We start from the raw sequence: 24,237 nt of genomic DNA on the forward strand, positions 1-24,237 counted from the left end.
AAAGCGTAATCAGGTCAGGAGGTCGTGATGGCGAACTAGTCGCGACGAAGGGTCGCCGTAGGACCACTCGTACCTGCCTGTGACGGTGCAATCCGAACCGAACACGCACAACTGCCCCCAAGGGCGTCAAGATCACCGACCTGCAGATGCAAGACCCCCAACATCGCGCATTGCCCCGCCACGGCTTTCACGGCGAATAGAACTACAGCCCCGTTTCCGAACGCATCGACCAATCACCGCAAATTACCGTGGCATTTATGACAGAACCTAACTAGGCCCTGCCCAGGCCCGCCATCGCGAGCAGCGTCAACCACGCCACCGCGACCCCTACTGCTGCGCCCAGGACAAACCAGCGCAGCACCGGAGTGCGCCGCCAACCCCAGAGGGTCGGCGCCAGCCCGCCGACCGCCACGATGTTGAGCCCCACCGCCAGCAATGCGTGCACTCGGATCAGTCCCAGGCTAAGCACCACCATTCCGACCCCGGTTGCGGCGGCGACAAAACCAGCGACTACCAAACCCGTTGCCCACGGCACAGATTCGTTGCGATCTTCGAGCTCTCGGCTCACGGGCAGAGCCTAGCCCGCTCGTAGAACGCCAATGCCGCCGCCGTCGCCACGTTGAGGGAGTCGGTGCCTCGCGACATCGGGATCCGCACCCTCAAATCGCTGATCCGCAGCGCCGCGGCGGTCAGTCCCGGCCCCTCGGCGCCCACCAGCAACGCAATCGGTTGCTCGCGCACCGAATCCATGGCCTCGCCCAGTTCGCGCGCATCGCCCCGCGGAGTCATCGCCAACAGCCGAAAGCCCCATTGTTGCAGCATCAACAAGTCTGCGGGCCAGTCGGCTGCTCGGGCGTAGGGCACCAGCAAAGCGTGCCCCATCGACACCCGGACCGCACGACGATACAGCGGGTCGGCGCAACCGCTGCCGAACACCACCGCGTCCACTCCCAGCCCTGCCGCATTGCGAAAGATCGATCCGAGGTTTTCGTGGTCGTTGACTCCCTCGAGTACGGCGACGGTGCGGGCACCGTCGACCACCTGGGCCACTGTGAGCTCCGGCAACCGGTTTGCCGAGGCCAGCACCCCGCGATTGAGGTGAAATCCGACGGCCCGTGCCATGACTTCCGCGGACGTTCGGTAGTAGGGCGCCCGAATGCGCGCCAAGTCGTCCTTCAGTTCGGCCAGCCTGCGGTCGGTGCCGAGCAGCGCGCGCGGCGGGAACCGCGACGCCAGCATGCGCTGGACGACCAGCACACCCTCGGCGATCACCAGGCCCTTCCCGGACGGCAGGTCGGGCCTACGGTCGACGCTGTTCAGATCACGGAAGTCATCGAGGCGCGGGTCGTCGGGGTCGCTGATGTCTTGAACATCGATGCCGAAACCGGTCACGGGCTTTCGTCGACCAGCGCCATCATGATGTCGGCCGCCCGGCGCAGGGTGTCACGTTTGCCAGTGTCGAGGGTTGCCAACCGCTCGGCCAGCCACTCCTGACGGGCTCGCCGCGCGGCTTTGACCAACTCCGCGCCGGCTACGGATACTGACACCAGCACCTGACGGCCGTCCACGGGATGCGGGGCACGGTCCACCAAACCCACGTCGGCCAGGGAAGCGATCACCCGGGTCATCGAAGGTGGGCGGACGCGTTCCCGGATGGCCAGTGCGCCGGGCGTCATTGCGCCCTCATTGGCCAGGGTTGTCAATGCCGACAGCTGCGACAAGGACACCGGAGATGACGGGTTCCTGAATCGGAGTTGGCGCGCCAATCGCATGACCGCCAGCGACAAGTCGCTCGCCAGCTGGGCATCGCTGTCAGGCACAGCGCGAGGTTACAACGGAACCCCAGTGCTCGCGATCAGAACGACGGCAAACGATTGCGCTCCCGCCTTGAACGCTCACCCCGTCGCCGCACTCCCTCGGCACCCTGAAACCGTTGCGTCGCTCCGTCCCGCAACGTCACATCCACACCACCTGTCACATCGGTCCTGCGGCCATGCCCGCCGTAACGAGTGTGCAACGGCGGCTTTGATCGTGCACGTAGGGCGGGAAAATCTGCGGCGGCCCGCCCCGACGGCACGCTCGACGCCCCCACTGCACACTCAACGCCCCCAACACACGCTCGACGTCCCCAACACACACTAATGGGTCTCGACGCCAGTCAACAGCGACAACCCGGCGCCGTGCGCCCCAACGCCGTGCGCCCCCGGGCGCTCTCGCTCCGCCCGTTCAGCGCCCGGCATCGTCGCGAGCTATGTTGAAACCCGATGAGCGATGCAACCGACCACAATCCCGAGCCGCCACCATTACCGGCACCGCTGCTAGAAGTGTGGCCGGTCATCATGGTCGGCGCACTCGGCTGGGTGGCCGCCGCGGTGGCCGCGTTCGTCGTGCCCAGCCTTCAGAACTGGCGTCCGGTGACGGTGGCCGGGCTGGCCGTGGGGCTACTCGGAACCGGCATCTTCGTCTGGCAACTTGCCGCTGCGCGCCGCGGAGCGCGGGGCGCACAAGCCGGCCTCGAGGCATACCTGGACCAGAAATAGAACCAGAATTCTTAGCGCACAACATATCCGGGAGGACGAATGGTAGCTCCGCTGTTACAGGCGCACGTCGACATCGATGCCCCGCCCTCGAAAGTCTGGGCGCTGATATCCGACCTGCGGCGAATGCCGCAGTGGAGCCCGCAGTGTCGCTGGACGCACCAATTCGGTCCGCTGCGCCAAGGCACCCGCACGATTAACCTCAACCGCCGCAATCGATTGTTCTGGCCTACGACGTGCACGGTCGTCGAAGTCATCCCCGAGAAGAAGTTGGCGTTCCGGGTCGACACCAACCGCAGCGTCTGGAGCTACGAGTTGGAACCGAATGGCGAAGGAACCCGGGTGACCGAGAGCCGCCATGCCGAGAACGGGGTGAGCGCGTTTTCTAACTTGTCGGTCAACGCCCTCTTGGGCGGCACCACCAACTTCGAACGGGAATTGGTCGACGGCATGAACGCCTCGCTGGCAAAGATCAAGGCTGCCGCCGAAAACCGCTAATCGGACGACTCTGGCGGCTTGTCGCAGATGTCGAGCACCCCGTCGTCGTAGGGGTCATACATTGGGGAGCCGCCACCCGCCGGGGCCGGAGTGTCGGAATGAGCGCCGCAGCCATAATGCTTGTCGACGACATGGCCGTCGGCCGACATTTCGTTGCCGCACACCCCGAACATCGCGCCCAACGATCCGGCGAGCGGCAGGAAGAATGCGCAGTCCCGGCACACTCGCTTGGTCGACCGCGCCATCGCCGAGTCTGGGCCGTAGTCACCGTTGTGCCAGCGCTCGGCCGCCCCGGCGCGACCCCATGCGCTCAGCACCCAGCGGCGGCCGAACCCGATCTCGGCAGCGGTCTCGTCGACCTGCGGGTCGCCACTGGCGCTGTAGCCCGGCACCAGCCGCGGATCGCTCTTAGTCGGCGCCAGCAGGTCGCCTGGGCTCAAATCTCCGGGCCGCACCCGCTGCTCCCAGGGCACCCAGGCCGGCGCCAGCAAGGCCGTCGGGCCGGGAATCAACACGACCTCGCTGATGGTGGCGCAGTCGGCACCGGCGTAGCCAGCCACCACGACGGCCCATTGCCATCCCTGGTAACCGGGCAAATGCGCCAGGAACCGGTGCGTCGCCGCATTGGGATCTTCGTAGCTGACCCCGAGATAGTCTCCGACCGCATCGGGGCCGCTGAACTCGGCGACTGCCGTCCTGGCCTGTTCCACAGCGCCGGTGAGCACCGCCGCCAGGTCTTGCGGCCGCTCGCTCACGGTCGCCACGGCGGATTCCGCCGATTCCTCCACGGGTCCGGTCACACTCTTCCCTCTCTGCAATGCGTATCCATACTGCCGGAAGACACGGTGGACGAGCCACACCCGGTTGCCTACGCGTGGAGACGAGATAAGCCAGAATTGATGCGTGTCTGGACGGCGACGTGATCATCCGGGCCGTACGGCTCCAGCTGAGGGCCGCCGGACCCGCAACGGATCGGTCAACGAGCACCCGGGCATGGCCAATTACCCCGCTGATGACACCGACTATCGGCGTCCGCGCCGTCCACCGCCCATGCCGAGCGCCAACCGCTATCTCCCGCCGCTGGGCGAGGAGCGGCAACCTCCGGGTGAGAGCGAGCCGCCGCCGTCGCGCGGGTTCAACAACGGCGAACGGATCACCGTCACCCGGGCCGCGGCGATGCGCAGCCGCGAAATGGGCTCGCGCATGTATTGGATGGTCCAGCGCGCCGCCACCGCCGACGGCGCCGACAAGTCGGGCCTGACCGCGCTGACCTGGCCGGTGATGGCCAACTTTGCCGTCGACTCCGCAATGACGGTTGCGCTGGCCAACACGCTGTTCTTTGCCGCGGCCAGCGGTGAAAGCAAATCACGCGTTGCCCTCTACCTGCTGATCACTATCGCGCCATTCGCCGTGATCGCACCGCTGATCGGTCCCGCGCTGGACAAGTTGCAGCACGGCCGACGGGTGGCGCTGGCTCTCTCGTTCGGACTGCGGACCGCCTTGGCGCTGGTCCTGATCATGAACTACGACGGCGCCACCGGAAGCTTCCCGTCGTGGGTGCTCTATCCGTGTGCGCTGGCAATGATGGTGTTCTCCAAGTCATTCAGCGTGTTGCGGAGCGCGATGACCCCCCGAGTGATGCCGCCGACGATCGACTTGGTCCGGGTCAATTCCCGGCTGACGGTGTTCGGTCTGCTCGGCGGAACGATGGCCGGTGGCGCCGTTGCCGGTGGAGTCGAGCTAGCCTGCACCCGCCTGTTCGAGCTCCCGGGCGCACTGTTCGTCGTTGTCGCGATCACCATCGCCGGCGCCTTCTTGTCGATGCGAATCCCGCGCTGGGTGGAGGTGACCACCGGCGAGGTGCCGGCCACATTGAGCTACCACCGCGACGGCGGCAAGCTGCGGCGAAGCTGGCCGGAGGAAGTCAAGAACCTCAGCGGAACGCTGCGGCAACCGTTGGGCCGCAACATCATTACCTCACTGTGGGGCAACTGCACCATCAAGGTGATGGTCGGCTTCCTGTTCCTGTATCCGGCGTTCGTCGCCAAGGCTCACGACGCCGACGGGTGGGTTCAGTTGGCCATGCTGGGTCTGATCGGCGCCGCGGCCGCGATCGGCAACTTCGCCGGCAATTTCACCAGCGCGCGTCTGCAACTCGGCCGGCCGGCGGTGCTGGTCGTGCGCTGCACGGTAGTGGTGACCGTGTTCGCGCTGGCGGCCGCGGTGGCCGGCAATCTGGCCGCGGCTGCCGTTGCGGCCCTGATCACGTCGGGCTGCAGCGCAATCGCAAAAGCCTCACTGGACGCCTCGCTGCAAGACGATCTGCCCGAGGAATCACGGGCGTCGGGCTTCGGCCGTTCGGAGTCGACGCTGCAACTGGCCTGGGTGCTCGGCGGCGCGGTCGGCGTGCTGGTCTACACCGAATTGTGGGTCGGGTTCACCGCCGTCAGCGCCTTGCTGATATTAGGGCTGGCGCAGACGGTCGTCAGTTTCCGGGGTGACTCGTTGATACCGGGTTTCGGTGGTAATCGGCCGGTCCTGGCCGAGCAGGAGAGCACCGGCCGCGGTCCGGCGGTGATGCCTCAATGAAACGCTGGCTAGCCGTACTGATCGCGGTCGGTGTGCTGTTGGTTTGCGCCGGAGCAGGTTTCGGAGCCTGGTTGCTGGTGCGCGAACCCGGCCCACAGCGACCTGAGATCAGTGCGTACTCGCACGGGCACCTGACCCGCGTCGGGCCCTACATGTACTGCAACGTGCTGCGGCTCGACGAATGTGCGACGCCGCAGACCCAGGGCGAACTGCCGGTGAGCGAGCGCTATCCGGTACAACTTTCAGTGCCGCAAGCTATTTCGCGCGCACCATGGCGACTTCTACAGCTCTACGAGGATCCCGCAGATGCCGCCGCCACCATCTTTCGGCCCGACAGCCGGCTGGCGGTCACCATCCCCACTGTGGACCCGCATCGGGGGCGACTGACCGGGATCGTGGTGCAGTTGTTGACGCTGGTGGTCGACCCCACCTCCGGTGAGCTGCGGGAGGCGCCGCACGCGGAATGGTCAGTGCGCCTGGTCTTTTGACGCCGAAGTGCGGGCGATGAAGAGGGTGGCTACAGTGCCGCCATGCCGCGGGATCCGCGTGTCGACACCGGCCGCCCATGTCGCCGAGGCTGATACTCGCTACGTTGCCAACGAGACAGATTCGGCGAACATGCCGGCCGCAGTGGCCAGTCGGGTGATCCGCGCCTAGCACATGTCAGCAATTGCGGCGTTTTCCACCCTTTCGCAGCAGTTGGCCTGGCCCACCGAGCACCGCGCCGAGGCTGCTGACCACTGGGAGGCTGTCGCCGGACGCTGCCACGGGGTGGCCAATCAGGTCTGGCGAGACGCGCTAGCGTGGATTGGCGCGGCGCGGCAGCCGACACGCTGCGCACCGAGACGCATTCCGACATGCTGACGACCAGCGCGGTGGCCGACCAGTTGCATGAGGCGGCCAAAGTGGCCCGCAGCGGAGCCGCAGATCTGTATGCGGCGCGCTCGCGGGTGCGCTACGCGGTCCAGGATGCCCGCGCGGCGGGGTTCGATGTCGGCGAAGACCTGTCGGTCACAGATCGAAGCAGTGGTGGGTCGGCCGCGCAGCGTGCCGCCCGGCTAACCCAGGCACAAGCCTTCGCCGGCGACATCCGCCAACGAGCCGTCCAGCTGTCGGGGTCGATCAGCAAGTCGTCGCCAAAGTCACCGCCGTCGTGGCCGGCATCCGCCACGCCGTCCCGCCAACGCCTGTCCCCGCCGCACCGGCACAAGGCAAGCGCGTGCAGGCCATCGACAACCGCACCTGGAAACAGGACCCGACGCCGGCGCCGACGCCGGAACCTGCCACCGGTTCCGAGCGCCGACGATATTCGCAAGGTGCTGCATAAATTGCCCGTCGGTAATTCCCCTGATGTCAGGGAGATCCGCTCACCAGAAGACCTTCAGAACCTGTGGAGGTGTGCCCAACAGAACGGGGTAGAAATCCTGAACGGCTAGGGCGATCCCAGCAAAGGCGCCCGATATCGACTTCCGGACGGCACAACGATTGGGCAACGCTGGGCTGCCGAGTCGACCGGAAAGCCCGTCCTTGATGTCCGGTTCCCCAGCAAAGGTGGCTATACAAAGGTGCATATCAACCCGCGAGGGGGCGTGCCAGACATTCCCGCACCTGTCAGGCCAGCGCCACCCGAGGTGCCAGCGGTCCAAGCGCCCGTCGAACCCCCAGCCGCGACGCGCCCACCGGCCACGCCGACGCCCGAACGCGCACCGCCACTGATCGGGATCGGCCCGGTACCGCCAGAATCCGTGCCACACCCTGTTCACCCGCCCCACAGCCACCACGGGCCCCGGTGCTGGGCAAGGACGAGTTACCCGACCTCGACAAATTCAACCCTGGATGACGCCCTGACGTTGACTCCGACCGGTCGCCGACCAGCGAAAGCCCAAACACACCAACAAAGACGGAGAATTATGACTCGACCCGACGAGAATAGACGGCCGGAGACCCAACCAATTGAAACTGCACAAGACCGGCTGCAGGCGGAACTGCTGATCAGTGCGCTGTACGACCTGGTGCCGCTGGCTCAGATCGAATCGGCCATCACCCGCGACAACCTCGCTACCACAATTCCCACCCGACAACAGTTCGCCCTGCGGACCATCCGATCGCTCTTGGAAGACGGGCTCATGCAAATTGGGGACCTTCCCTACCCGGGCGAAAGGTTCGCAGGGTGGGACCTCTCGGTGGACGCTGCTATGGAGCGCGTCTCCAACCTTTTTGTCAGCAAATACGATGAGCCTGATCTGCGGGAATTCACGATCTGGCTGGGCCTCACGCCCGCCGGAGAACGGCAAGCCCACAAGTTCAAAGGTGACTCGACGGGCTGATTCGTCAAGCGCGCAGTAATAGGGCAGTACTCGTCAACGATTTTCAGTCACGCACGTCGACACCGGAATCCCCTTACGCCCCATGGCCGGCCGGCACCCGTTCCTCCTCGACCGGCGGGCCTGGTGGCGTCCCATCGCCGAAAGGCCTGCCGCCCAATACTCCCCGATCATGTGGTGTGAGCCATCCGGCTAGCTCAGGCCCCTTGGGCACGATACGGGTCGGGTTGATGTCGGCGTGCACGATGTAGTAGTGCTGCTTGATCTGAACGAAGTCGACGGTATCGCCGAAGCCGGGTGTCTGGAACAGGTCACGGGCATAAGCCCATAACACCGGCATCTCGCTCAACTTGCACCGATTGCACTTGAAGTGCCCGTGGTACACCGGGTCGAAGCGGACCAGCGTGGTGAACAACCGCACGTCGGCCTCGGTGATGGTGTCGCCCACCAGGTATCGCTGCATCGCCAGGCGGTCGCTGACCCAATCCAGCGCGGTGAACAGCCGGGCGTAGGCGGCATCGTAGGCCTCCTGCGAACCGGCAAAGCCACAGCGGTAAACCCCATTGTTGATTTCGGTGTAGACCCTCTTGCTTACCTCGTCGATCTCGGCCCGCAATACCTCGGGGTAGAGCTGCGGCGCACCGTCGCGATGGTATGCGGCCCACTGCGTGGAAAGGTCCAAGGTGATGTGCGCGAAATCGTTGGTGACCACCGCCCCGCTGGCCACCTCGACGATTGCCGGGACCGTAATGCCCTTGGGGTAGTTGGGGAAACGCTTGAAATAGGCGTCCTGCAGGCGCGGGATTTTCAGTACCGGGTCGACGCCCCCGGGATCGAGGTCGAACGTCCAGCTGCGCTCGTCGTGGGTGGGACCGCAAAACCCGATGGACAGCACGGGCTCCAGGCCAAGCAGCCGCCGCACAATGATGGTGCGGTTGGCCCAGGGGCAGGCGCGGGCGACCACAAGGCGGTAGCGGCCCGGCTCCACCGGATAACCATCTCGACCGTCCGCGGTGATGCGGGTGGTGATGTAGTCGGTGTCGCGGTTGAACTCGCCCGTCCCGGCGACGTAACCGGCCATGGGCGACTAAAGCTGTGCTTCAGCTGGCAATGTCAGGAATCGACGGGCCAGATTGGATTCGGTGGAAGGCCCTGGTTCCCAGGGCGCGATCCAAGGTCCGGTGCCCTCCGACTGATCGATGATCCCCTCCTCCAGCCAGGTGTAGCGACCCTCCAGCACGTCGTTGGTCAGGCGAACGTCGCTGCTGTCGGTGTTGGCCCACAATGCGTGGAACAGCGCCTCGACTCGCAGAGTCGCTTGCTCGCAGAAGATTTCGGCCAGCTCATAGGCCTGATGACCGACGACCGGGTCCGCAGCCCGTTGGGCCTCGGCACGGACGCACGCCGCGGACATGGCGAACAGCTCCGCACCGATATCGACGATGCGCCCGAGGAACCCTTGCTTTTGCTCCAGCCGCGCCTGCCAACGCGCCATCCCGTAGAAGGTGTTGCGGGCCAGCTTACGCGTGGAGCGTTCGACGAATCGCAGATGCGACGCCAGTGGGCCGAATTCCTGATATGCCGTGGGTCGCTGCCCTTCGCCGAATACCAGCTGCGGCAACCACTTTGCATAGAACCCACTGGCACCGACCGCTGCTGCGGCCTTCTGGCGCAGATCGGTCTCGGGTTTGGCGAGATCACCGGCGGCTGTCAGGTGCGCGTCCACCGCCTCCCGCGCGATGAGCAGCCGCATGATCTCACTGGATCCCTCAAAGATTCGGTTGATCCGCATGTCCCGCAGCGACTGCTCGACCGGTGCCGCGCGCTCACCTCGAGCGGCCAACGACTCGGCGGTCTCGTACCCTCGTCCGCCCCGTATCTGCAGCAGCTCGTCGGCAATCCGACACGTCATCTCGCTGGACCACAACTTGGCCAGCGCAGCCTCGATGCGAATGTCGTTGCGACCCTCGTCGGCCATCTGGCCGGACAGCTCGACCACAGCGTCCAGCGCGTAGGTGGTGGCGGCGATGAACGCGATCTTGCCGGCCACCGCCTCGTGTTTGCCTACCGGCTTTCCCCACTGCACCCGCTCACGCGACCATTCACGCGCTATCTTCAGCGACCACTTGCACGATCCGGTGACCATCGCCGGTATCGCCAATCGTCCGGCGTTGAGTGTGGTCAGCGCGATCTTGAGACCGTCGCCCTCCCGACCGATCAGGTTCTCGGCGGGAACCCGCACGCGGTGCAGCCTGGTTACGCCGTTCTCGATACCGCGCAGTCCCATGAACTTGTTGCGCCGCTCCACGGTGATCCCGGGCGAGTCAGCCTCCACGACGAAAGCGCTTATGCCGCCCCGATGCCCCTCGCTTTTGGGGACCCGGGCCATGACGACCAGCAGTTCGGCGACCACGCCATTGGTAGTCCACAGTTTGAGGCCCTCGAGTTCGTAAGCCCCGCCGTCCTCGATCGGTGTTGCCGTCGCGGCCAGCCGCGCCGGGTCGGAGCCCACGTCGGGCTCGGTGAGCAGGAACGCCGAGAGGGCGCCAGCGGCGCACCGCGGCAAGAACTTCCGCTTCTGCTCCGGGCTACCGGCAAGCTTCAACGGTTCGGGCACACCGATCGACTGGTGGGCCGACAGCAGTGCGCCCAGGCTCGGATGCACCGTCGAGGCCATCATCAGCGCGCGGTTGTAGGCAACCTGCGACATGTTCAATCCGCCATACTCGGCCGGTATTTTCATGCCGAAGCAACCCAGTTCGGCCAGGCCCTTCACGTATTCGTCGGGAATCTGGGCATCGCGCTCAATGACGCTGCCGTCGACGGTGGCGAGGAATTCCCGCAACTTGCCCAGGAATGCCCCGATGCGAGCCTCGTCAGCTTCGGACGGTTTTGGAAACGGATGTATCAGTTCGAGCGGGAAGCGGCCGAGAAAAATTTCCTTTGCAAAAGATGGTTTGTCCCAACCACTTTCGCGCGATTCTTCGGCAAGCGCTCGCGCCTGCTGTTCGGTGACTTGCACTTGCTGCGCCATCGCGGCCTCCTCGCCGATGAACCGATATGAGGATTGATTACCCGGTTCCTGCCCGATAGTACGACGCAGCGCGGCCCAAATGACCGCTTCCGGGTCTCAACAAAAGCTGGGCGGTCGCCCAGCGCAGCCCGCGCACTGTTGGGCGCCCGGACCGGCGGGCTCGTCGCGGCGCCGCGCGCCGGTTATGACACAGCCACGATCACAGCACGACCATTAACCACCAAAAGTGTTGCCTGCTAAACATGTTCAGCCGCCAGCCCGCGACCACAAATCGCAGACCCGGCGGATCCGACCGACCAGCGGTGCGACAACAGGGCCACCGCGCGACATCAACGGCAGCTGGTCGCGCCGGCAGCATCGGGTGCTGGCGCGGTTAAGCGTCCAACTCCCGCGCCACCGCCTTGACCACCTCGGAAACCCGCCGAGCCGTCTTGCGATCGGGGTAGCGGCCCTTGCGCAACTCGGGCTGCACCGTGCTCTCCAGCAAGGTGATCATGTCCTCGACCATGCCGTGCAGTTCATCGGGACTGTGTTTGTGCTCGACCGCCTCACGGCGCGTGCGAGCCAGGCTCGGTGGCGGGTCGATCAGCTTGAGGCTCAGCGCCTGCGGTCCGCGCCGCCCGGACGCGATCCCGAACTCCACGCGTTGCCCCGCTTTAAGTCCCTCGACACCCGCCGGCAACGCCGAGGAACGGACGTAGACGTCCTCGCCGTCCTCCTGCGACAGGAAGCCGAACCCCTTTTCGGAGTCGTACCACTTCACCTTGCCGGTCGGCACTGCTCTCACCTGCTTGTCTGACGGATCGCTGGGAATTCCACACCAAGAAGCGCCCCACATGCGCAGGACGCAATGACGATCTCAGATCCTACTCGGATCGTCGCCCGCCAAGCATCCGTGTTTACCCGTACTGAGTAGGCTGGCATTACCGCTGGAGGAGATATGCGCCTGATTCTGAACGTTATCTGGCTGGTCTTCGGTGGCCTGTGGCTGGCCATCGGGTACCTGGTCGCGGCGTTGGTCTGTTTCCTTCTCATCGTCACTATCCCGTTCGGCTTTGCGGCCCTGCGCATCGCGTTGTACACGTTTTGGCCGTTCGGCAGGACGATTGTCGACAAGCCGAGCGCTGGGACCGGTGCCCTGCTGGGTAACGTCATCTGGGTATTGCTGTTCGGTATCTGGCTGGCAATCGGGCATGTGGTCAGCGCGGTGGCGATGGCCGCCACGATCGTCGGCATTCCGCTGGCCCTGGCCAATCTCAAATTGATCCCGGTGTCTTTGGTGCCGTTGGGCAAAGAAATAGTTCCTGTCGGTGCGCCGGCGCGAGTCGAACGTGTGACCGCATGACGGTCACGGCGCTGGGCGTCCCGACCGTGCGTGGCCGGTTGCCGGCGCCAACCACCGTGCCCGACGGCGCCCCTGCGGAAGGTCCCTTGCTGGACAGCTTCAACCGCGTCGCCACCGATCTCAGGGTTTCGCTGACCGACCGCTGCAATCTGCGGTGCAACTACTGCATGCCGGCCGAGGGCCTGGACTGGTTGCCCGGGCAGCAATTGCTGCGCCCTGATGAGCTGGTCAGGCTGATCCACATCGCCGTTCACCGGCTCGGTGTCACCAGCGTGCGGTTTACCGGCGGCGAGCCGCTGTTGGCGCGTCACCTGGAAGAGGTCGTGGCGGCAACGGCCGGCCTGCGGCCTCGTCCGGAGATCTCGTTGACCACCAACGGCGTCGGACTGGCGCGGCGGGCAGCTGCCCTGGCCGACGCGGGCCTGGACCGGGTGAACGTGTCTCTGGACAGCGTGGACCGCACCCATTTCGCCGCCATCACCCGTCGGGACCGGCTTACCGACGTGTTGGACGGCCTGGCCGCCGCCAAGGATGCCGGCCTGACGCCGGTCAAGGTGAACGCCGTGCTCGACCCCGGAACCGGCCGCACGGACGTCGTCGCATTGCTGCGCTTCTGCCTGGAGAACGGCTACCAACTGCGAGTCATCGAACAGATGCCGCTCGATGCCGGCCACCAATGGCGCCGCGGCGCCGCGCTGAGCGCCGACGACGTGCTGGCGGCGCTGCGGCCACACTTTCGCTTGCGGACCGATCCGACGCCGCGAGGTTCGGCACCCGCCGAGCTTTGGCTGGTCGACTCGGGCCCGGACACGCCGACCGGGAAGTTCGGGGTCATCGCCTCGGTCTCGCACGCGTTCTGCTCGACGTGCGACCGCACCCGGCTCACCGCCGACGGCCAGATCCGTAGCTGCCTGTTCGCCAGCGAGGAGACCGACCTGCGCGGCTTGATGCGCGGCGGGGCCGATGACGATGCGATCGAGCGGGCATGGCGGACCGCGATGTGGCGCAAGCCAGCCGGCCACGGCATCAACGATCCCGATTTCGTACAGCCCGACCGTCCGATGAGCGCCATCGGTGGCTGACTCGATGGCACGTGCCGCCGAGAAGCAGGTGACCGTCCGCTATTTCGCGGCGGCCCGGGCGGCCGCCGGTGTCGAGTCGGAAACAATCACAGTGCGACCCGACACGACGGTGGCCGAGTTGGTGACGGGGCTGGCCGCACACAGCGCTCAGCTGGCGACGGTGTTGGCCCGATGCTCTTATCTGCGTAACGGAATTGCCGTCCGAGACGACACAACACCGTTATCCGCCGGCGACACGGTTGACGTACTCCCCCCTTTCGCCGGGGGCTGACCCTTGTGAGATATCTCACGTAACGGAACGATAACAAGCCGGACACGACATGGTGTCGGGTGTTATGACCTGCGCAAATGAGCGCGCTTCCTGGGCTTTTGGCGAGCTTCAGTGAGCAAAACGCCGGCTCACCTCACACGTGACGGGATCGGCTGAAACCGCTACCGTCTCCGAAGGCTCGTCAACGAACCACTGACTTGCCCACCCCGCCTACCACGCGCCGAGCTCCATCCAGTAGGTGAGGGGTTCCGACCGCGGGATGGAGGCGGGGGACCCATCAGGTCCGCCGAGATCGGACCGGGGCCGGTTTACGGCCCTTGGGGTGAAGCCGACGTCGTCTCATCGGAGTACGACGCTGGCCGGGTGACCTCTCTCAACCCGAACCCGACAGCTGACCTCGCAGGCGTGCACAGAGAGGAATCACCGAGCGTATGAGTGGACGTCACCGTAAGCCCACGACATCAAGTGTCAGCGTCGCCAAGATCGCCTTTACCGGCGCCGTGCTTGGTGGCGGCGGAATCGCCATGGCCGGTCAGGCCAGCGCAGCCACCGACTGGGAATGGGATCAGGTAGCCCGTTGCGAGTCCGGCGGCAACTGGGCGATCAACACCGGCAACGGCTACTACGGCGGCGTGCAGTTCACCCCGGGCACCTGGGCCTCCCACGGCGGCGGCGAGTTCGCCCCATCGGCTCAACTGGCCACCCGGGAACAGCAGATCGCGGTCGCCGAGCGAGTGCTGGCCACCCAGGGCCGCGGAGCCTGGCCGGTGTGCGGTCATGGACTGTCCGCTGCCACTCCGCGCGATGTCCCCGCTCCGGCCGCACTGGACGCGCCCGTCGATGCGCCGGATGTCAACGGCGAACCGGCTCCGCTGGCCGACGCTCCGCCCCCCGCGGACGTCGCGCCGCCAGCCGACCCGGCACCCGAGGTGCAATTTGCCGGAAATGAGCTGCCGGCTCCCCAGGCTCCCGCCGAGCTGGCGGCACCTGCCGCCCCGGCAGACCTGCCCCCGGCCCCTGCCGACCTGCCGCCCGCTCCGGCGGACTTGGCGCCGCCGGCCCCTGCGGACCTGCCGCCGGCCCCTGCCGACGTGAGCCCGCCGGCAGACCCGGCACGGCCCGCCCCGGAGGCCCCGGCAGTCGTCGATGCAGCCTTACCGCTGCCCGACCCGGCTGACGCGCCTCCGCCGGCTGACAACGGCGACGCACCGGTGGAAATCCACCAGGTCGAGACTGTCGCCTACACGAAGAAACTGTGGCAGGCGATTGTGGGGCAAAACGTCAGCGGCAATGACGCGCTGGACGCGCTCGCGCAGCCGACCGTCATCGGCTGATCAAAGGTTCAAGCCGAACCCACCCATTCTTCGGAACCATCACCGAAGAACTGATGCTTCCAAACCGGTAGCCGCTCTTTGATGCTGTCCACCAGCTGCGCGCAGGTGGCAAACGCGGCCTGTCGATGATCGGCGGCGACGGCGGCCACCAGGGCCGCCTCCCCGACCGCCAGGACGCCGATGCGGTGACTGGCCGCCACGGCGTGTACCCCAGTGGAGTTTTCGGCGATCTCGGCTACCACGTCGGCAAGCACCTGGTTGGCCGACGGATGCGCCGAATACTCCAACCGCACCACGTCCCGTCCGCCATCGTGGTTGCGGACCACTCCGACGAACCCGACGACAGCGCCGGCCGCGTGATGGCTCACCAGGCTCTCATGCTCGGCCAGATCGATCGGTTGGTCGGTCAGCGAAGCGCGCAGGACCTGCGTCATCGCCGGTGATCTTGGCCGGCGAGTTGGTCGAGTGCATGATCCACCACGCCGGCGAGCACCCCGAGCCCGTCGCGCACCCCGCCGGGTGAACCCGGCAAATTGACGATCAACGATTCGCCGGCGACGCCGCACACCCCGCGCGACAACACTGACGTCGGAACCTTCGGCAGCCCCGAGTGACGGATCGCGTCGGCCAAACCGGGGATGACGAAATCCAGCACCGCCACGGTCTGTTCCGGAGTGGTGTCGGTCGGCGAGATACCGGTGCCGCCGGACGTGACGATCAGGTCGACCCTCGCCTCGACCGCGTTGTGCAGCGCCTCACCGACCGGATTCCCGTCGGCGACCACCTCCGACTCGACGGGCGAAAACCCGCGCTGCGCCAGCCATTCGGTGATGATCGGCCCGCATTCATCGGTGTAAACGCCCGACGATGCGCGAGTCGACGCGATGATGACCCGGGCAGACCGCGCGCCGGTCACCGTTCCCAGCTTCCGCTACGGCCGCCCTCTTTGCGAAGCACGCGGATGTCGTCGATCCGGGCGGCCGGGTCGACCGCTTTGATCATGTCGTAGAGCGTCAGAGCCGCCACGCTGACCGCGGTCAGCGCCTCCATTTCGACCCCCGTTCGATCGGTGCTGCGAACCGTTGCGGCGATCTCGATGTCCGACTCGCCGATGGTGAAGTCGACATCGACACCGGTGAGCGCGAGCTGATGGCACAGCGGAATAAGGTCGCTGGTGCGCTTGGCTGCCATAATGCCCGCCACCCGTGCGGTAGCCAGCGCGTCACCTTTGGGTAAGCCTCCGGTGGAGATCAGCGCCACCACCTCCGTCGAGGTGCGTAAGGCGCCGGCAGCGACGGCCGTGCGCCGGGTGGCCGACTTGTTCGTCACGTCGACCATGTGCGCGGCTCCCCGCTCATCCAGGTGCGACAGTCCGCCCGAGTGCAAGTCGGACCCCCTGGCCATCGGCGGAGTCCTACCTGTTGACGACCGTCACCGGATGGAGGTACGGGAGGTCATCGGCGGCCAACGGGAACGCCAGCTCGCCGAAGGGTGACAACGCACCCGTGCGGTCGGTCACCAGTTCGCTTACCGCATGATCGTCCGGGTCGGTGGTCGGCCAGCCGTTGTCTACGTAGTTGGTCTTGCGCGCCTTGCCGTCATTGTCAGCCACGGCATCCATTCTGACAGGTCTTGCTGCCGCCCGCGGCGCAAGGTCGCAAGTCGGGCCTACGCTGATCAGCAATGCCTGAGCAAGCCCCGACCGAACACACTCCGGAGATCCCGCTGGGGTCCTGGCTGGCCGAACTACCCGACGAACGGCTGATCCAGCTGCTGGAACACCGCCCGGATCTAGCTCAGCCGCCACCTGGCAGCATCGCCGCACTGGCAGCGCGCGCCCAGGCCCGGCAGTCGGTCAAGGCCGCCACCGACGACCTCGACTTCCTGCGACTGGCAGTGCTGGACGCCCTGCTGGTGCTGCAAGCCGACACCGCGCCGGTGCCGGTCGCCAAGCTGCTGTCGTTGATCGGCGACCGCGCCGGCGAAGCCGACGTCGTCGATGCGCTGGCCGACCTCAAGCAACGAGCCCTGGTCTGGGGCGACAGCGCGGTGCGGGTCGCCGGCGACACCGACACGGCGCTGCCGTGGTACCCGGGCCAAGTCACGCTCGAATACGGCTCATCCACCGGAGACCAGATCGTCGAGCTGATCGCCCGGCTCGACGAGGCTCAGCGCGACGTGCTGGAGAAACTCGTCGAAGGCTCCCCCATGGGACGCACTCGCGACGCCGCACCCGGCGCACCTCCCGACCGCCCGGTGGCCCGGCTGCTCGCCGTGGGGCTGCTGCGGCGCGTCGACGCCCAGACGGTGATCATGCCCCGCCAAGTCGGGCAGGTGCTCCGCGGCGAGGAACCCGGTCCGACGCAGCTGACCGCACCCGATCCGGTGCTGTCGACCACCGCGGCCGGCGACGTCGACGCCGCGGCCGCCGGAGCCGTCATCGACCTGCTACGCGAGATCGACGTCCTGCTGCAGAACCTCAGCGTCACACCGGTTCCCGAGCTGCGCACCGGCGGGCTCGGAGTCCGCGAAATCAAGCGGCTGACCAAGGTCACCGGGATCGACGAACCACGTCTGGGTCTGCTCCTCGAGGTGGTGGCCGCGGCCGGGCTCATCGCCGGCGGCATGCCCGAACCGCTGCCGTCCCACGGTGAGGGACCGTATTGGGCGCCGACGCCGGCCGCCGACCGATTCACCGGCTTGTCCCCGGCCGAGCGGTGGCACCTGCTGGCCCGCACCTGGCTCGACCTGCCGGGCCGGCCGGCGCTGATCGGCAGCCGCGGCCCGGACGGCAAACCCTATGCCGCCTTGAGCGATTCGCTGTTCTCGACAGCGGCGCCGCTGGATCGGCGGCTGTTGCTGAGCATGCTCGCCGAGCTGCCGGCCGGCGCCGGTGTCGATGCGGCAACCGCCTCGGCAGCCTTGATCTGGCGTCGACCGCGCTGGAGCCGGCGATTACAGCCCGGGCCGGTAGGGGACCTGCTGACCGAAGCCCACACGCTGGGCCTGGTGGGCCGCGGAGCGATCAGCACGCCCGGCCGTACGCTGCTGGACCACGTCCGGGACGCCGGGGACTCCGCCGTCGTGATCGACGCGATGACCCGGGCACTGCCCAAGCCGATCGACCACTTCCTGGTCCAAGCGGACCTTACCGTCGTGGTACCGGGCCCGCTGCAACGCGAACTCGCCGATCAGCTGGCTACCGTCGCCACCGTCGAGTCGGCCGGCGCGGCAATGGTGTATCGGGTCAGCGAGCAATCCATCCGGCATGCGCTCGACATCGGCAAGAACCGCGACTGGATGCACGCGTTCTTCGCCGGCCACTCCAAAACACCGGTGCCGCAGGGACTTACCTACCTGATCGATGATGTCGCACGCCGTCACGGACAACTTCGGATAGGCGTGGCCGCGTCGTTCGTGCGATGTGAGGACCCCGCCCTGTTGGCCCAGGCCGTCACCGCCGCCGGGGACGTGCAGCTGCGGGCACTGGCACCGACGGTGGCGGTGTCGCCTGCACCCGTTGCCGATGTGCTGACGGCCTTGCGGAATGCCGGCTTTGCCCCGGCGGCCGAGGATTCCACCGGCGCGATCGTCGACGTCCGGACGCGCGGCGCCCGCGTGCCCGCACCGAATCAACGCCGGCCCTACCGCCCGCCGCCGCGGCCCAGCAGCGAGACGCTGCATGCGGTGGTCGCGGTATTGCGTAAAGTCACCACGGCGCCGTTCGGCAATATCCGCGTCGATCCGGCCGTCGCCATGTCGCTGCTGCAGCGCGCGATAAGAGACGAGGCTACGGTGTTGATCGGCTACCTCGACGCCGCCGGCGTGGCCACCCAGCGGGTGGTGTCGCCGATCGTGGTCCGGGGCGGGCAGTTGATGGCTTTCGACTCGTCGTCGGGGAAGGTGCGTGATTTCGCCATCCATCGCATCACCTCGGTGCTGTCGGTCGACGACCGATAATGGAACCCATGACCGGCGACGACGAAGGAGTCCAGGTGGCGCTACCAGAGGCTGACCAGGGGGTGGGGCGTCGGTGAGCGACGGGCCGTTGATCGTTCAGTCCGACAAGACGGTGCTGCTCGAAGTCGACCATGAACTGGCCGGTGCCGCGCGCGCCGCCATCGCGCCGTTCGCCGAGCTGGAACGCGCGCCCGAGCACGTGCACACCTACCGCATTACCCCGCTCGCGTTGTGGAATGCCCGCGCCGCCGGCCACGACGCCGAACAGGTCGTCGATGCGCTGGTGAGTTTCTCCCGCTATGCCGTGCCGCAGCCGCTGCTGGTCGACATCGTCGACACCATGGCCCGGTATGGGCGGCTACAACTGGTCAAGAATCCTGCCCACGGCCTGACCCTGGTCAGCCTGGATCGTGCGGTGCTCGAGGAAGTGCTGCGCAACAAGAAGATCGCTCCGATGCTGGGCGCCCGCATCGACCAGGACACGGTCATCGTGCACCCCAGCGAGCGGGGCCGGGTCAAGCAGCTGTTACTCAAGATCAGTTGGCCCGCAGAAGATCTCGCGGGCTACGTCGACGGTGAGGCACATCCGATCAGCCTGCAGCAGGACGGCTGGCAACTGCGCGATTATCAGCAGATGGCCGCGGACTCGTTCTGGTCCGGAGGCTCCGGGGTGGTGGTACTGCCCTGCGGTGCGGGCAAGACGCTGGTCGGCGCGGCCGCAATGGCCAAAGCCCAAGCCACCACCCTGATCCTGGTCACCAACATCGTGGCGGCACGGCAGTGGAAGCGCGAGCTGGCCGCCCGCACCTCACTGACCGAGGAGGAGATCGGTGAATACTCCGGGGAACGCAAGGAGATTCGGCCGGTCACCATATCGACGTATCAGATGATCACCCGTCGCACCAAGGGCGAATACCGGCATCTGGAGCTCTTCGACAGCCGCGACTGGGGGCTGATCATCTACGACGAGGTGCACCTGCTGCCGGCGCCGGTGTTCCGGATGACCGCCGACCTGCAGTCCAAGCGGCGCCTCGGCCTGACCGCCACGTTGATCCGCGAAGACGGCCGCGAGGGCGACGTCTTCTCCCTCATCGGTCCGAAGCGTTACGACGCGCCGTGGAAAGATATTGAGGCGCAAGGCTGGATCGCGCCGGCGGAGTGCGTCGAAGTTCGAGTGACGATGACCGACAACGAGCGAATGACGTACGCCACCGCCGAACCCGAGGAGCGCTACCGGCTGTGCTCGACGGTGCACACCAAAATCGCTGTGGTCAAGTCGATTCTGGGCAAACACCCGGGTGAGCAGACGCTGGTCATCGGCGCTTACCTCGATCAGCTCGAGGAGCTGGGCGCAGAGCTCAACGCTCCGGTGATCCAGGGATCGACCAGGACCAGCGAACGCGAGGCGTTGTTCGACGCCTTCCGTCGCGGTGAAATCTCCACGCTGGTGGTGTCCAAGGTGGCCAACTTCTCCATCGACCTTCCGGAAGCCTCTGTGGCGGTTCAGGTTTCGGGAACGTTCGGTTCGCGCCAGGAAGAGGCACAGCGGTTGGGCCGGCTGCTGCGTCCCAAGTCCGACGGCGGCGGCGCCATCTTCTACTCGGTGGTGGCCCGCGACAGTCTCGATGCCGAATACGCCGCGCACCGGCAGCGCTTTCTCGCCGAGCAAGGTTACGGCTACATCATCCGCGACGCCGACGACCTGCTGGGGCCGGCCATTTAGCCAAGCTGGGGCACCTCCCGCTTGCGAGCAGCCGCAAAAGGCCCCGAAAACCGCGGTTTTCGGGGCCTTTTGCGGCTGCTCGCGCTAGGTGGACAGGATCGTCGCCGACGCGGTGCCAGGTGCGCGGTATACCTGCGCCAGCCCGACGCGCGGATTGCCGGGGATCTGACGTTCGCCGGCATCGCCGCGCAGCTGACGCACCAGCTCGTGCATCTGGCGCAGCCCCGACGCGCCGATCGGCTCACCGTTGGCGATCAGCCCGCCGTCGGTGTTGACCGCATAGAGCCGTGGATCTCGGTGGCACCGTCGGCGACCAGCTTCTCCTGCTCGCCGTCGGCGCACAGGCCCGTCTCGGCCATGTGGATGACCTCGGCGCCGGCATCGGTGTCCTGCAGTTGAGCGATGTCGACGTCGTCGGGCCCGATTCCCGCGGCCTCGAACGCGGCCCGGGCCGCGTACGCAGTCGGTGACGCATCCTCGTCCAGCGGAGCCGACGTGGCGTGCACTTCATAGGCGCCGTAGCGGCGGGTGCGTATCTCGCAGGCACGCACGTACACCGGTTTGTCGGTGAACTTGTGCGCCATGTCGGCGCGGCACGTGATGACCGCGGCGGCGCCCTCGTCGGGCGCGCAGAACATGTATTGGGTCAGCGGGTAGTTGAGTACCGCCGAGTTGAGAATCTCTTCTTCGGAAATTGCGTTGCGACGAAAGGCATTCGGATTCATAACGCCGTTGCGGTAGTTCTTGGCGGCGACCTTGGCCAGGGGCACCCGAGAGATGTTGTGGTCGTGGAGATACTTATTGGCTTTCATGCCGAAGAATTTGGTGGTGACGAACTGGCCGTTCTGCGCATACCACTGCGGCAGCGCGAGTTTGGCCGGATCGTCGGTGAAGGCACCGCGGGGGTGCTTGTCCATGCCGATGGCGATGCCGATGTCGTACTTGCCCAGCCGGATGGTGTCTGCGGTCTGCTGGATGGCACTTGCGGCGGTGGCACAGGCGTTGAACACGTCGGTGAACGGAATGCCGGTCAGCCCGACCAGCCGGGTCACCGCGTCGGGGTTGGATACCGTCCGTCGTCAACGCCACCATGGTCAGTTTCGACCTCCTGGCCGAATTGCAGCTTGGCCGGGTCGTTTTCGGTCAGCCTCCCCTCGACTCGGATCAGATCGCCCAGCTGCACCAGGCCCATGCCGACCGGCACGAAGTCCGTGCCGGTCGGCCCGGCATAGGGAGGCCCGGGCGGGAAGCCCTGGGTGGTCCATGCCACGAGCGTGCCGCGGCGCGGCAACAACACCTCGCCCATGTCGGCTCCGCTGCACCGCGGACACCACTGCTGCACCGGGAAGGTCGTGGCACCACAGTCGCCGCAGCGGCTCCCGATCAAGCGCGGGTCGTCGTTCGGCCAGGTCGAGACGTCGGGGGCCAGTGCTTTCCGCATCGCGGGATCCTTCGTCGTCGGCCGCAGAATAAGGTGCTTTACCACAAGTACAACAGCATTCGACACAATCGGAAATATCATTCTCACTATCGTGCGCCCTCGGTTCGACCAGCCGCTACCCGCGGCCAACCACCCTGGCGCTATCTTCTTTCAGATCGCCACTACCGGCCAAACTCAACCTATGCGAGGACACGACGATGCCGATCACGGTGATACTTGAACTCCGGCTAAAGCCCGAAGCAGTGCTTGCGGCGCGCGAGGTCATGAGCCGGGCACTGCGAGACACCCGGGCGTTCGACGGCAACCTCGGTACCGACGTGCTGGTCGATCAGGACGACGAAGCCCACTGGCTGATCTACGAACTCTGGGACACCGTCGAGCACGACGAGGCCTACCGCAGATTCCGCGCCGGCGAAGGCCGGCTGACGGAGCTTCCGCCGCTGCTCGCCGCGCCTCCCGTCAAGACCAGGTACACGACTACCGACATCTGACGCCGAACCGGCCCGGTTACCGGTGCGGCATCAAGGCAATCAACTCAGCGCCGGAATCACCTCACGTTCGAAAAGCTCGATGCCCGAACGGTCGTAGGCGGCCTCGGGGAAATAGCAGATGGCGTAGTCACACCCCAGGTCGCGGGTCTTGGCCAGCTGCCCGATCACCTGTTCCGGCGTGCCCGTCGCCGCATCCGAAAGGTTGCCGACCATCGAATCCACAAGGGCCTCAGGCACATAGCCGACCAAGCGGTCGTGAACCCGCTGCAACCGGTCTTTGACATCGGTGTCGGAGGCGCCGACGACGGCGGTGAAGTTGGCCGACCGAACGATGGCGTCGAAGTCAGTGCCCACGTCTTGGCAGTGCTGCGCCAGCAGCTCCGACTTGCGGGCGAATGCGCTGGGCTCCGGCGCGAAGTTGGTGTACTGGGCGTACTTCGCCGCGATGCGCAACGTGACCTTTTCCCCACCGCCGGCAATCCAGAGCGGAATCCCATTAACTTGCAATGGCTTTGGCGCTACTACCGCCCCATCCACCCGGTAGTGCGCGCCGCTGAAAGTCACCTTGCCGTAGCGCCAGGCGTCCCGCATGATCTGCACGCCTTCGTCCAACCGCGCCAACCGTACCCTGGCCGACGGAAAACCGTAACCGTAAGCGCGCCATTCGTGTTCGTACCATCCGGCGCCGATGCCCATCTGAATCCGCCCGCCGGAAATGATATCGGCGGTGGCCGCCACCTTGGCCAGGTAGACAGGGTTGCGGTAGCTCATCGCGGTGCACATCTGGCCCAGTTTGATCCGCGACGTGGTGGCGGCGTAGGCCGCCACCAGCGACCACGCCTCATGAGTGGCTTCATCGGTGGGCAGCGGGACGGTGTGAAAGTGGTCGTAGACCCACAGTGAATCCCAGGCGCTACCGTCGGCGTAGGTGGCTAAGTCGCGCATGACAGCCCAATGCTTTTCGGGGGGAATGCCGACCAGATCCATTCGCCAGCCTTGCGGGATGAAAAGTCCAAAGCGCATAGCTGGGACTTTAGCCCGGCGTTACACACCTAATGCGGCTAATGCCGCTTCCACCGAGCAAGTTCGCAACCCCATGCGCGGCGCATCGGGAAACTGCAGACAACAGTCCTGCAATCCGCCGAATGCCAGCACCGCACGAGCCGCCTGCGCGAGTGTGGGTAGCGGGCCGAATACCAGCTTGCCGAGCCGCTCACGCCAGCCCAGCACCGTGTTGATGAGCCCCAGATCGGCGAGCATCGTTAATTCGGCCGCCACCAGCATGAGGTCTTGGCGGTGCCGGTAGTGAAAATCGAAGTAGCCCTCCAGCAATTCGCGGGCATCGCAGTCGCCACGGTTTTCCCGATCGGCGACGAACCGCTCACCCTCCTCGATCAGTGGCACCACGATGCTGCGCACCAGGTCTTCGCGGGAGCCGAAGTGGTAGTAGAGCGCGGGCTTGGTAATTCCCAACTCGTCGGCGATGTCTTGCAGGCTGGTTCGCTGCACCCCTTGGCGCAGGAAGAGCTCCCGGGCGACCTCCTGGATTCGTTGCCTGGTGTCCGACCTGGGCTTGGTCACGTCGCAAGGGTAACTGACTTAACGGTT

26 protein-coding genes, 2 pseudogenes and 1 riboswitch are annotated in these 24,237 nt (G+C 66.2%); of the genes and pseudogenes, 13 read left to right on the forward strand and 15 right to left on the reverse strand.

The features are described from left to right. Positions 1-271: 271 nt before the first annotated feature. The 3 genes from EET13_RS23425 to EET13_RS23435 are packed head-to-tail and all read right to left on the reverse strand — an operon-like array spanning position 272 to position 1,820. A complete protein-coding gene (locus tag EET13_RS23425; RefSeq protein WP_122444502.1) occupies positions 272-568 on the reverse strand; it encodes a DUF2537 domain-containing protein in 297 nt (98 codons plus the stop codon). After that, positions 565-1,392, reverse strand: coding sequence for a TrmH family RNA methyltransferase (locus EET13_RS23430; protein WP_122444503.1), 828 nt, complete (start codon positions 1,390-1,392; stop codon positions 565-567). Before EET13_RS23430 ends, EET13_RS23425 begins: the two co-directional genes overlap by 4 nt. Further along, positions 1,389-1,820, reverse strand: a complete 432-nt coding sequence (locus tag EET13_RS23435; RefSeq protein WP_122444504.1) for an Rv0880 family HTH-type transcriptional regulator — start codon at positions 1,818-1,820, stop codon at positions 1,389-1,391. The genes EET13_RS23430 and EET13_RS23435 overlap by 4 nt, the downstream gene beginning before the upstream one ends. Before the next feature lie 444 nt (positions 1,821-2,264). Between EET13_RS23435 and EET13_RS23440 the strand changes: the two genes are divergently transcribed. Further along, a complete protein-coding gene (locus EET13_RS23440) occupies positions 2,265-2,540 on the forward strand; it encodes a DUF2530 domain-containing protein (protein ID WP_122444505.1) in 276 nt (91 codons plus the stop codon). Between the two features lie 39 nt (positions 2,541-2,579). After that, complete coding sequence (locus EET13_RS23445; RefSeq protein WP_122444506.1) at positions 2,580-3,035, forward strand: SRPBCC family protein; 456 nt, start codon at positions 2,580-2,582, stop codon at positions 3,033-3,035. Here the strand turns inward: EET13_RS23445 and EET13_RS23450 are convergent. Then, positions 3,032-3,835, reverse strand: coding sequence for a DUF3027 domain-containing protein (locus tag EET13_RS23450; RefSeq protein ID WP_122444507.1), 804 nt, complete (start codon positions 3,833-3,835; stop codon positions 3,032-3,034). The genes EET13_RS23445 and EET13_RS23450 overlap by 4 nt on opposite strands. Positions 3,836-4,028: 193 nt before the next feature. Here EET13_RS23450 and EET13_RS23455 point away from each other — a divergent pair, with 193 nt between their 5' ends. From EET13_RS23455 to EET13_RS23470, 4 genes are all read left to right on the forward strand, one after another. Continuing rightward, the gene (locus EET13_RS23455; RefSeq protein ID WP_122444508.1) at positions 4,029-5,624 is read left to right on the forward strand and encodes an MFS transporter; all 1,596 of its coding nucleotides are present in this window, start codon (positions 4,029-4,031) and stop codon (positions 5,622-5,624) included. Continuing rightward, a complete protein-coding gene (locus EET13_RS23460; RefSeq protein WP_122444509.1) occupies positions 5,621-6,112 on the forward strand; it encodes a DUF2771 domain-containing protein in 492 nt (163 codons plus the stop codon). The genes EET13_RS23455 and EET13_RS23460 overlap by 4 nt, the downstream gene beginning before the upstream one ends. Positions 6,113-6,427: 315 nt before the next feature. Beyond that, the gene (locus EET13_RS23465) at positions 6,428-7,060 is read left to right on the forward strand and encodes a hypothetical protein (protein WP_122444510.1); all 633 of its coding nucleotides are present in this window, start codon (positions 6,428-6,430) and stop codon (positions 7,058-7,060) included. 474 nt (positions 7,061-7,534) lie between these two features. After that, the gene (locus EET13_RS23470) at positions 7,535-7,951 is read left to right on the forward strand and encodes a hypothetical protein (RefSeq protein ID WP_122444511.1); all 417 of its coding nucleotides are present in this window, start codon (positions 7,535-7,537) and stop codon (positions 7,949-7,951) included. A gap of 73 nt (positions 7,952-8,024) precedes the next feature. On the opposite strand, the gene EET13_RS23475 is transcribed toward EET13_RS23470, so the two are convergent. From EET13_RS23475 to EET13_RS23485, 3 genes are all read right to left on the reverse strand, one after another. Further along, positions 8,025-9,029 (reverse strand): glutathione S-transferase family protein, encoded by a 1,005-nt coding sequence (locus tag EET13_RS23475; protein ID WP_122444512.1) that lies wholly within the window; start codon positions 9,027-9,029, stop codon positions 8,025-8,027. A gap of 6 nt (positions 9,030-9,035) precedes the next feature. Beyond that, a complete protein-coding gene (locus tag EET13_RS23480; protein WP_122444513.1) occupies positions 9,036-10,982 on the reverse strand; it encodes an acyl-CoA dehydrogenase family protein in 1,947 nt (648 codons plus the stop codon). Positions 10,983-11,355: 373 nt separating this feature from the next. Then, positions 11,356-11,760 carry a cold-shock protein gene (locus EET13_RS23485; protein ID WP_036393661.1) on the reverse strand — a complete coding sequence of 135 codons (405 nt, stop codon included), beginning with the start codon at positions 11,758-11,760 and terminating at the stop codon, positions 11,356-11,358. A gap of 162 nt (positions 11,761-11,922) precedes the next feature. On the opposite strand from EET13_RS23485, the gene EET13_RS23490 reads away from it, so the two are divergent. The 4 genes from EET13_RS23490 to EET13_RS23505 all read left to right on the forward strand — a co-directional run bounded on the left by EET13_RS23490 (position 11,923) and on the right by EET13_RS23505 (position 15,014). After that, positions 11,923-12,327: a YccF domain-containing protein gene (locus EET13_RS23490; RefSeq protein ID WP_122444514.1), complete on the forward strand. Its 405-nt coding sequence runs from the start codon at positions 11,923-11,925 to the stop codon at positions 12,325-12,327. Continuing rightward, a complete protein-coding gene (gene moaA, locus EET13_RS23495; protein WP_122444515.1) occupies positions 12,324-13,409 on the forward strand; it encodes a GTP 3',8-cyclase MoaA in 1,086 nt (361 codons plus the stop codon). The genes EET13_RS23490 and moaA overlap by 4 nt, the downstream gene beginning before the upstream one ends. 4 nt (positions 13,410-13,413) lie before the next feature. Beyond that, complete coding sequence (locus EET13_RS23500; RefSeq protein WP_122444552.1) at positions 13,414-13,680, forward strand: MoaD/ThiS family protein; 267 nt, start codon at positions 13,414-13,416, stop codon at positions 13,678-13,680. A 236-nt stretch (positions 13,681-13,916) separates the two neighbouring features. Next, positions 13,917-14,102, forward strand: a riboswitch (cyclic di-AMP (ydaO/yuaA leader). A gap of 9 nt (positions 14,103-14,111) precedes the next feature. After that, positions 14,112-15,014: a transglycosylase family protein gene (locus EET13_RS23505; RefSeq protein ID WP_122444516.1), complete on the forward strand. Its 903-nt coding sequence runs from the start codon at positions 14,112-14,114 to the stop codon at positions 15,012-15,014. Positions 15,015-15,022: 8 nt separating this feature from the next. Here the strand turns inward: EET13_RS23505 and EET13_RS23510 are convergent, their stop codons facing one another. Genes EET13_RS23510 through EET13_RS23525 form a run of 4 tightly spaced genes read right to left on the reverse strand, consistent with a single transcriptional unit; the run spans position 15,023 to position 16,626 of the window. Beyond that, a complete protein-coding gene (locus EET13_RS23510; protein WP_122444517.1) occupies positions 15,023-15,448 on the reverse strand; it encodes a molybdenum cofactor biosynthesis protein MoaE in 426 nt (141 codons plus the stop codon). After that, the gene (locus EET13_RS23515) at positions 15,445-15,930 is read right to left on the reverse strand and encodes a MogA/MoaB family molybdenum cofactor biosynthesis protein (RefSeq protein ID WP_122444518.1); all 486 of its coding nucleotides are present in this window, start codon (positions 15,928-15,930) and stop codon (positions 15,445-15,447) included. The genes EET13_RS23510 and EET13_RS23515 overlap by 4 nt, the downstream gene beginning before the upstream one ends. Then, positions 15,927-16,418, reverse strand: a complete 492-nt coding sequence (moaC, locus tag EET13_RS23520; RefSeq protein WP_122444519.1) for a cyclic pyranopterin monophosphate synthase MoaC — start codon at positions 16,416-16,418, stop codon at positions 15,927-15,929. Before moaC ends, EET13_RS23515 begins: the two co-directional genes overlap by 4 nt. A gap of 10 nt (positions 16,419-16,428) precedes the next feature. Continuing rightward, complete coding sequence (locus EET13_RS23525) at positions 16,429-16,626, reverse strand: hypothetical protein (protein WP_122444553.1); 198 nt, start codon at positions 16,624-16,626, stop codon at positions 16,429-16,431. 71 nt (positions 16,627-16,697) lie between these two features. Here EET13_RS23525 and EET13_RS23530 point away from each other — a divergent pair, with 71 nt between their 5' ends. After that, a complete protein-coding gene (locus EET13_RS23530) occupies positions 16,698-18,974 on the forward strand; it encodes a helicase-associated domain-containing protein (protein WP_122444520.1) in 2,277 nt (758 codons plus the stop codon). Between the two features lie 73 nt (positions 18,975-19,047). After that, positions 19,048-20,697, forward strand: coding sequence for a DNA repair helicase XPB (locus EET13_RS23535; RefSeq protein ID WP_122444521.1), 1,650 nt, complete (start codon positions 19,048-19,050; stop codon positions 20,695-20,697). Positions 20,698-20,781: 84 nt separating this feature from the next. Here the strand turns inward: EET13_RS23535 and EET13_RS23540 are convergent. Then, positions 20,782-21,767, reverse strand: a pseudogene (locus EET13_RS23540) (thiolase family protein); the annotation flags it as partial. Between the two features lies 1 nt (position 21,768). Next, positions 21,769-22,138 (reverse strand): annotated as a pseudogene (locus tag EET13_RS23545) (Zn-ribbon domain-containing OB-fold protein); the annotation flags it as partial. 197 nt (positions 22,139-22,335) lie between these two features. Between EET13_RS23545 and EET13_RS23550 the strand changes: the two are divergent. Next, a complete protein-coding gene (locus tag EET13_RS23550; RefSeq protein WP_122444522.1) occupies positions 22,336-22,629 on the forward strand; it encodes a putative quinol monooxygenase in 294 nt (97 codons plus the stop codon). A gap of 39 nt (positions 22,630-22,668) precedes the next feature. On the opposite strand, the gene EET13_RS23555 is transcribed toward EET13_RS23550, so the two are convergent. Both EET13_RS23555 and EET13_RS23560 read right to left on the reverse strand, forming a co-directional pair. Beyond that, positions 22,669-23,652 (reverse strand): LLM class F420-dependent oxidoreductase, encoded by a 984-nt coding sequence (locus EET13_RS23555; protein WP_122444523.1) that lies wholly within the window; start codon positions 23,650-23,652, stop codon positions 22,669-22,671. Between the two features lie 21 nt (positions 23,653-23,673). Next, the gene (locus EET13_RS23560) at positions 23,674-24,210 is read right to left on the reverse strand and encodes a TetR/AcrR family transcriptional regulator (RefSeq protein WP_122444524.1); all 537 of its coding nucleotides are present in this window, start codon (positions 24,208-24,210) and stop codon (positions 23,674-23,676) included. Positions 24,211-24,237 lie beyond the last annotated feature (27 nt).

The organism is Mycobacterium attenuatum, from assembly GCF_900566085.1.
Lineage (GTDB): Bacteria > Actinomycetota > Actinomycetes > Mycobacteriales > Mycobacteriaceae > Mycobacterium > Mycobacterium attenuatum.